General features: G+C 60.3%; 4 protein-coding genes. All 4 read right to left on the minus strand.

Going from position 1 to position 6,533, the window contains the following annotated elements; translation table 11 throughout:
• Nucleotides 1-304 precede the first annotated feature (304 nt).
• Genes ccsA through HMPREF2890_RS06255 form a run of 4 tightly spaced genes read right to left on the minus strand, consistent with a single transcriptional unit; the run spans nucleotide 305 to nucleotide 6,356 of the window.
• The gene (gene ccsA, locus HMPREF2890_RS06240) at nucleotides 305-2,413 is read right to left on the minus strand and encodes a cytochrome c biogenesis protein CcsA (protein WP_070466648.1); all 2,109 of its coding nucleotides are present in this window, start codon (nucleotides 2,411-2,413) and stop codon (nucleotides 305-307) included.
• A 19-nt stretch (nucleotides 2,414-2,432) separates the two neighbouring features.
• On the minus strand, nucleotides 2,433-3,809 hold the full coding sequence (locus HMPREF2890_RS06245) for a di-heme oxidoreductase family protein (RefSeq protein ID WP_246825339.1): 1,377 nt from the start codon (nucleotides 3,807-3,809) through the stop codon (nucleotides 2,433-2,435).
• A gap of 9 nt (nucleotides 3,810-3,818) precedes the next feature.
• Nucleotides 3,819-5,003, minus strand: coding sequence for an imelysin family protein (locus tag HMPREF2890_RS06250; protein WP_070466652.1), 1,185 nt, complete (start codon nucleotides 5,001-5,003; stop codon nucleotides 3,819-3,821).
• A gap of 33 nt (nucleotides 5,004-5,036) precedes the next feature.
• Nucleotides 5,037-6,356 (minus strand): hypothetical protein, encoded by a 1,320-nt coding sequence (locus tag HMPREF2890_RS06255; protein WP_070466654.1) that lies wholly within the window; start codon nucleotides 6,354-6,356, stop codon nucleotides 5,037-5,039.
• Nucleotides 6,357-6,533: the final 177 nt, after the last annotated feature.

The raw sequence follows: 6,533 nt of genomic DNA on the forward strand, positions 1-6,533 counted from the left end.
GCACGAAGTGCCGAAGACCCCGGGAACCGATGACGCATATAAGGTATACGACCCCGCTAGGGTGTCGTACTGATTGCCTAACTGGTAAGTGCGACACCCTAGCGGGGTCGTGCGGGTTAGGGGATCCGTTGGTAACCCGGAGTCTTCGGGGCTGCGCCCCTTGACATCCGGGCTAAAAAGCGGGCACCCCTGGCGGGGTGCTTCGTTCACCACGTTTCTCAATGAGTAGAGTGTCTTCTATAAACTCAAATGCGTCACCCCTGGATGCACTGCGGGGGCATGTGGGTCTTACCGGAACCCTCGCCTACCCGTACGAGTGGAGCCCGCCGAGCAGGGTATTGACGCCGAAGTAGGTCATCAGCAGTACCGCAAAGAGGAGGACCATACAGAGGTGATAGTGCCGCGGGTCCCGCAGCCACGGCAGCAGCCCCTCGTGGAGGAGTGTCGAGTAGGCAACGAGCGTGATCAGCGCCCACACCTCCTTGGGATCCCAGGACCAGTAGCTCCCCCAGCTGACATTGGCCCAGTAGGCGCCGATCACGATGCCGATGATGAGGAGCAGGAGCGCGGGGTAGAGGAGCAGCAGGCTGAGGTCTCTCTGTCGCAGCATCTGCTCCCGCGACTGTCGCCCGAGAAGGCTGTAGAGCCCGATCGCCGCCGTGGTGGAGAGGAGCGCATAGCTGATCATCAGCACGCTCACGTGGAGGCTCAGCAGGGGCGAGTGGAGCACCGGCATGATCGGTGTCATCGCAGGGGAGGACATACCGAGGTGCGCCACGAGGAGGAAGAACCCTGCCCCGCCCATGCAGAGTGCACCGAGAGGAGCGACACGCCGTACAAGGAACAGCCCAAGGAGCGTGATCGACCAAGCGATCGCCAGAGAGGTCTCGTAGCCGGTCGCCAGCGGGACTCTGCCGGTGATGTAGGCACGGCAGCCGATGAAGAGAGTGAGGAAGAGGAGCCCCGCAAGGAGTCCCCACCGCACCATTTTGCCCGAGAAGATCCGCGGAAGCGTGAGTGCAAGCAGTGCAAGGACGAAGTAGGTGATGAAGAGGATCAGCGGATAGGGGACACTGTGGTACAGGACCTCGGCGTGGAGTCGGGGACGACTTGCCCTCACCTCCGGGACTTGATCCTGATAAGCAATCAGCGCATCGATCAGCTGCCGGTACTCAGCCGGACTGTCCCGCTTGCTGATGAGTGTGGGCATGAAGGTGCGGATGAAGAGGCTGTCCCGCTCTGCCACTTCGCCCGGTGCTATTGGGGATCCGGCGGCATACCACTTCACCTTACCCGCCGAGGTGCGGGTGGGGAAGAGGTAGAGGGTCTCTCCCATGCGGATGCTGAACGCAAGCTCCACCGCCTCGCTCACAGCGACAGCCTGACGGGTGGCGGGAGAGTCGTCCCCCTCGTCGTACGCCTTGAGGTAAGGCTGGAGGAGATAGCCACGCTCCGGGGAGAAGAGGTCGGTCAGCGCCACCCGTCCGGGGAGGTGGGTCTGCTCTCTCAACTCGCGCCCCTTGATCCGGATCAGTGGCTCTCTCTTGCAGCTGTCGAAGTCGGTCACCCAGCGGCGGAGCAGCTCTCTATGCCCTCGAGCAGATCCTGTGGTCTTGAGGGCAATATCGCGCGACAGGGTGGAGAGTGGCACGACTCGCCCCCGGTAGTATACCGCCGGCTCCTCTGCATGCGCTTCCGAGGCGGCGAGAGGGCAGAGGAGGACGAGGGGCAGCAGGGTGCGCCTCAGCAGCCGCCGGAAGCGCCCCCCTCTCTGCAGCATCAGCATCAGGAAGGCGAGGATCAGGAGGACGAAGCCGGCGTAGACGAGATACATCCCGAGGGGATCGTAGGTGACGAGGAGGGAGACCTCGTCACTCTCGTCGGAGAGCGCATGGAGGAAGAAGCGGTAGCCCCGGTGGCGCAGGATCTTATTCATCGAGAGTCTGTAGGTAGCCCCCTCCACCTCGACGACGGCGTAGTAGTCGGAGGGAAAGGCTCCCCCCTCATCGGAGTAGGTGGTGCCGTAGTCCCTCAGGGTGAGGGCGAAGGGGAGTGAGTCGGTCGCTGTCCCTCCCGAGAGGTGGTAGCGCTCCACCGGCTTTCCCCGCTCGATCATCATCTTCCCCTGCCGACTGAGGAGGGCGGTGCAGAGTCCTCCGACCAGGATCAGGAGGAGCGAGCCGTGGAGGACCAGCGTAGCCGCGGGGAGTCTCCTTCCCCCTCTCACGAGAGAGCAGAGCAGCCCAAGCCCGGCGAGCAACCAAAGGGCGATCATCCAGGGCGCCCCGTAGACCTGACGGATCGCCACCTCGTGCCCCTGCACCCTCTCCATCACGGTGCCGCCGGCGAGGATAAGAAGGAGAAGAGCGAGCAGGGCAAATGTGACCCCACCGGCTCTTCTCCTCCATTTCATTTGTAAGTCTCTGCTCAACTCAGAGTGCTCTTAGGAAAGCGAGGACGGCGTCTCTGTCGTCCTTGGAGAGCGCCTTAAACTTCCGCTTGACATGGTCAGCCTCTCCGCCATGCCAGAGGATCGCCTGCTCCAGACTGCGGGCGCGACCGTCGTGGAGGTAAAACTCGTACCTATTGACCGGATAAGTGAGACCGATGCCCCACAACGGGCGGGTCTTCCACTCATGACCGTCGGCCAGGTGGTCGGGACGCTGATCCGCCAAGTCCTCGCCCATGTCGTGCAGCAGCATATCGGTGTAGCAGTAGATGGTCTGACCGGAGAGTGCCGCCACATCAGTCTGACCGGTGTGCATCGTGGGGACGTGGCACTTGGCGCAGCCGATCTCGTCGAAGAGCTTGTACCCCTTCTTCACCACAGGGCGATCGAGCCCCCTCGGCGCAGGGACGGCGAGCGTCCTGCCGTAGAAGACCACCGCATCCAGCACGTCGTCCGGCACCTCGTAGGTGGTCGGATCGCCGTCGCCCTGCCGATCCCAGTCCTCCTCCACGGGGTAGAGGCGGTTGGTGAGGCCCATGTCGTTGACAAAGGCCTGACAGGTCTGCTCCATGACGGAGGAGGTATTGGCCTTCCATCCGAAGCGACCGATGCGCACCTTCTTATACTCATTATCCCAGACATAATTGGGCTTGCCGGAGATGCCGTCATTGTCCTTGTCGTAGGGGTCGGCATGTGAGAGGATCTCCTCCTCGGGGATCGCCTCCAGCAGTCCCAGACCGTATGTCGGCATACCGATACGGGGCGAGAGCATGTAGTAGGCAGGCAGCGGGATGCGGGTGTCTGAGATGGAGAAGGTGGGGCGGTGGAGAACCACCTTGGTCCCGTCGTCGTAGACCTCCACCTTCTGCGACCACTCGACGTGAAACTTCGCCTCGGGCTTCACACCGTCGATGGCGAGCTGCTGGAGCTGGGCGCCGAAGCCGGGGACACCGATGTGCCCGTAAACGGGATCGTTGCCGCTACTGATGCGGAGGAAGAAGCCGCTCGGCTGATTGAGATTGCGGGGGAAGGGAGCGCGACCTTCGTTGGGGTGGCACTGATCGCAGGTGTGATTATTGTACAGCGGTCCGAGACCGGACATGACGTCTCCGCTCGGCACAAACTGGTGCTCGAAGATATAGTCGCCATGATCAAACTTCTGGGTCTGCTCCTCCGTCATCCCATCGACCGGCTGGCCGTAAGCCTTGCTGGAGGACATATTGGTCGTGCCAGCACCGCCCGGACGCAGGTGGGCGACGATGTCGTAGGGATCGGGCTCCACCGCCGGCTCCTGACGACACCCCGCAAGGGTGAGGGTCAGCGCTCCGCAGGCGATGGCGATCCACTCTTTTGTACCCATGGTCATCGCTTAGATCTCGCCCTGAGAGTCGCTGACGAGCGGTGCGATCTCCTTCTCGAGGATCTCGGAGAGCTTGATCACCTCTGCCTGAGCACTCTTCACCTCAGGACGATGGTGCTCGATGCACTCGGTGAAGGTGCCGGGGAGGTTCTTGAGCGCCGTCTGAGCCTTGATGATCTGAGCCTTAAACTTCTTGTCCAGCTCAGGCTTCTTGAAGACATTGACGATCAGGTCGGAGATGGAGGCACCGGACTGACCCTTGTAGCTGCAGGTGTAGAGGTTGTAGACACTCTGGAGATTGTCCTGGAAGTCCTGTAGCGAGTTATTGGAGAAGGGAGACTCCTCCTTCTCGAAGTGGGGCTTGCCGTCCTTGTTGGTATCGCCGCCCTCTACGCTGCCGGTGGGACCACCGCCATTGAGGGGGAACTCGATCTTCTCCTTCCCCACCTCGTCGACGATGTCCTGCATGCCGGTCACCATCTCCTCGATGGCTGCCTTGGTGGTGGGATAAGCCTTGCTGCCCTTACCGGCCGCCTTGATCATCTTGGCAAAGGCGGGCCACTTGGTGGTCAGCTTGTCGCAGACGCTCTTCATATCGTTGGATCCGGCGACGAGGTACTCCAGGAGACGGGAATTGCCCTGGAGCGTCTCGATGGTGAAGGGACTACTCTGCGGACCCCAGAGGATGTACTCCAGGAGGTGGAAACCGCGGGTCTCATTGTGCTTCTCGATGGTCTCCTTAGTGATCCGCTCATTGGAGGCGATGGTCTGGTTCATCAGGCTGACATCGACCGGCCAGGTATCCATATTGGGATCGATGTCGAGGGGGTAATTATCCTCCCCCTCAGAGGCCTGATTGTCCTGGTCCAGCTCGCCGACGGGACCGAAGCCGAAGGCCTCTGTCTGCTCCCAGGTCTTGCGGGCCACCTTCCACAGCTCCCGCGCCTTGTCGAGATTGGCCTGCGTGGGATTCTTCTTCAGCTCCATGCAAGCCTTGTCGAGTGCGGTAACCTGAGCGGTGAGGTCAGCAAAGGAGCGGACCGTGACGATGTCGATGGTATTGGCGATCACGAGAGAGGTGTCAAACTGCTTCTCGGGGTTCTTAGGCTTGTCACCATCACATGAGGAGAGCAGCAGAGAACTGCTCATCAGGGACAGGCAGAGCCCTGCCTTAAAGATGTTAGTAAAACGCATAATGTAGGTATGTAATAATTTGTTGATATTCAATTAGAAAGAGAAACCGAGTCCGACCAGCAGCTCCCGCTCCTTGGTCTTGTGCCCCATGTCCTGCTTGGAGACCGGGTCGATGTAATTGTCCCCATAGGTGCGGTCGGTGTACTGAGCCTTGGCGACGAGACCGGGGGTGATCATCCAATTGAGCCCCGCGGTGATGACGCTGCGGCTCCACATATCGAGCTTGATCACATCGCCCGAGGTGCGGAACATCGTGTCGTAGTAGTCGTACCGGACGAAGGGGTAGAGCCTCTGCTTCGTCTCCCTATTAATCAGCGGGAGGACATTGTACCCCAGCTCTGCCGAGACGGAGAGTGCCTGCTTGCCGACGGCGGTGCGCTTGGCATTGAGGTGCTTGGAGAGGTGGGCGTTCTTGAAGGAGATGTTGTCCGAATTTTGCAGATCGCCCCAGAGCAGGGAGCTGTGAAAGCGCCAGTTGCCCTCGTTGACTGCCAGGTGAGCACCGGCGACCTTGAGCCAGCCCTTCACATTCTCCATATCGTATCGGGGGCGATTGGGGTTCGTATTTCCCGCATAGGCGGAGAAGCCGACAAAGGACTCGCCTAAGCGGCCGAAGTGGTAGTCCATGCGGAGCGAGTAGGCGAGCGCCTCAGCCACCGGCATCTCGAAGCGGGTCTGATACCCCCTCTTGACCCAGTTGCGGCTCGAGAAACCACTGGAGTCGAGACCGGAGCTGACAGCCAGCTCGTAGGTGAGTCTATTGTGGAAAAAGCCTCCGAAGAGCATCACGCCCGTCTCGTACCAGCCGAGGGGGATCATCGCATCCTCGCCCTCGGGACGAAGTACGGTGAAGTACTTATTGGGTCGGTCAAGGCTGCTCGCGAGCCCCATATGGAGCTTGAAGCGGCCGACACGGAGATTGGCCATCTCGTGGGTGAGGAAGTCGAGGTAGAGGTGCTCCAGCTTTACCTCACCGCCCTGCTCGATCTCCATCTCGTACTCACCGGCCTCCTCCAGAGCATCAAACTCCATCGTGGCACCGGTGCCTCCGTGCTCAAACTCGATCTCGCTGCTCATCCGGATCCGATCCGTAAAGCGGAGCTTGAGATAAAGAGCGAAGCGCTCCTGGTCGAGGCGGTCCTTGAGGTACGGGTCGCGCTCCTTGGTGAGGTAATTCTGGTAATTGACAGTGCCATACCCCGACAAGGTGAGGCGATCCAGCAGATCTTTCCCGTGGATGCCCGTCCTTGGGAAGACCCGCTCCTGCTCGACTCGCTCCTGTGCCACCGCATTAGTGCCTCCGAGGAGTGCGAGGACGATGCCGGTGATGATGACTTTGGTGATTACTCTCATATCTACTTTTCGAACTGATAACATAAAAGGAGTGAAACTATCCCCTTATTGGGGCAAAAGTACGAAATAGAGCCCCTCAATTTTCACGGACCGATGGAAAATACCCACTACTGAGTACCTCTCCGGCACAAATTACTCAGGTCAGGGTAGGAGGCCTTTTCATAATACCCCATCTGC

Source organism: Porphyromonas sp. HMSC065F10 (genome assembly GCF_001808555.1).
GTDB lineage: Bacteria > Bacteroidota > Bacteroidia > Bacteroidales > Porphyromonadaceae > Porphyromonas_A.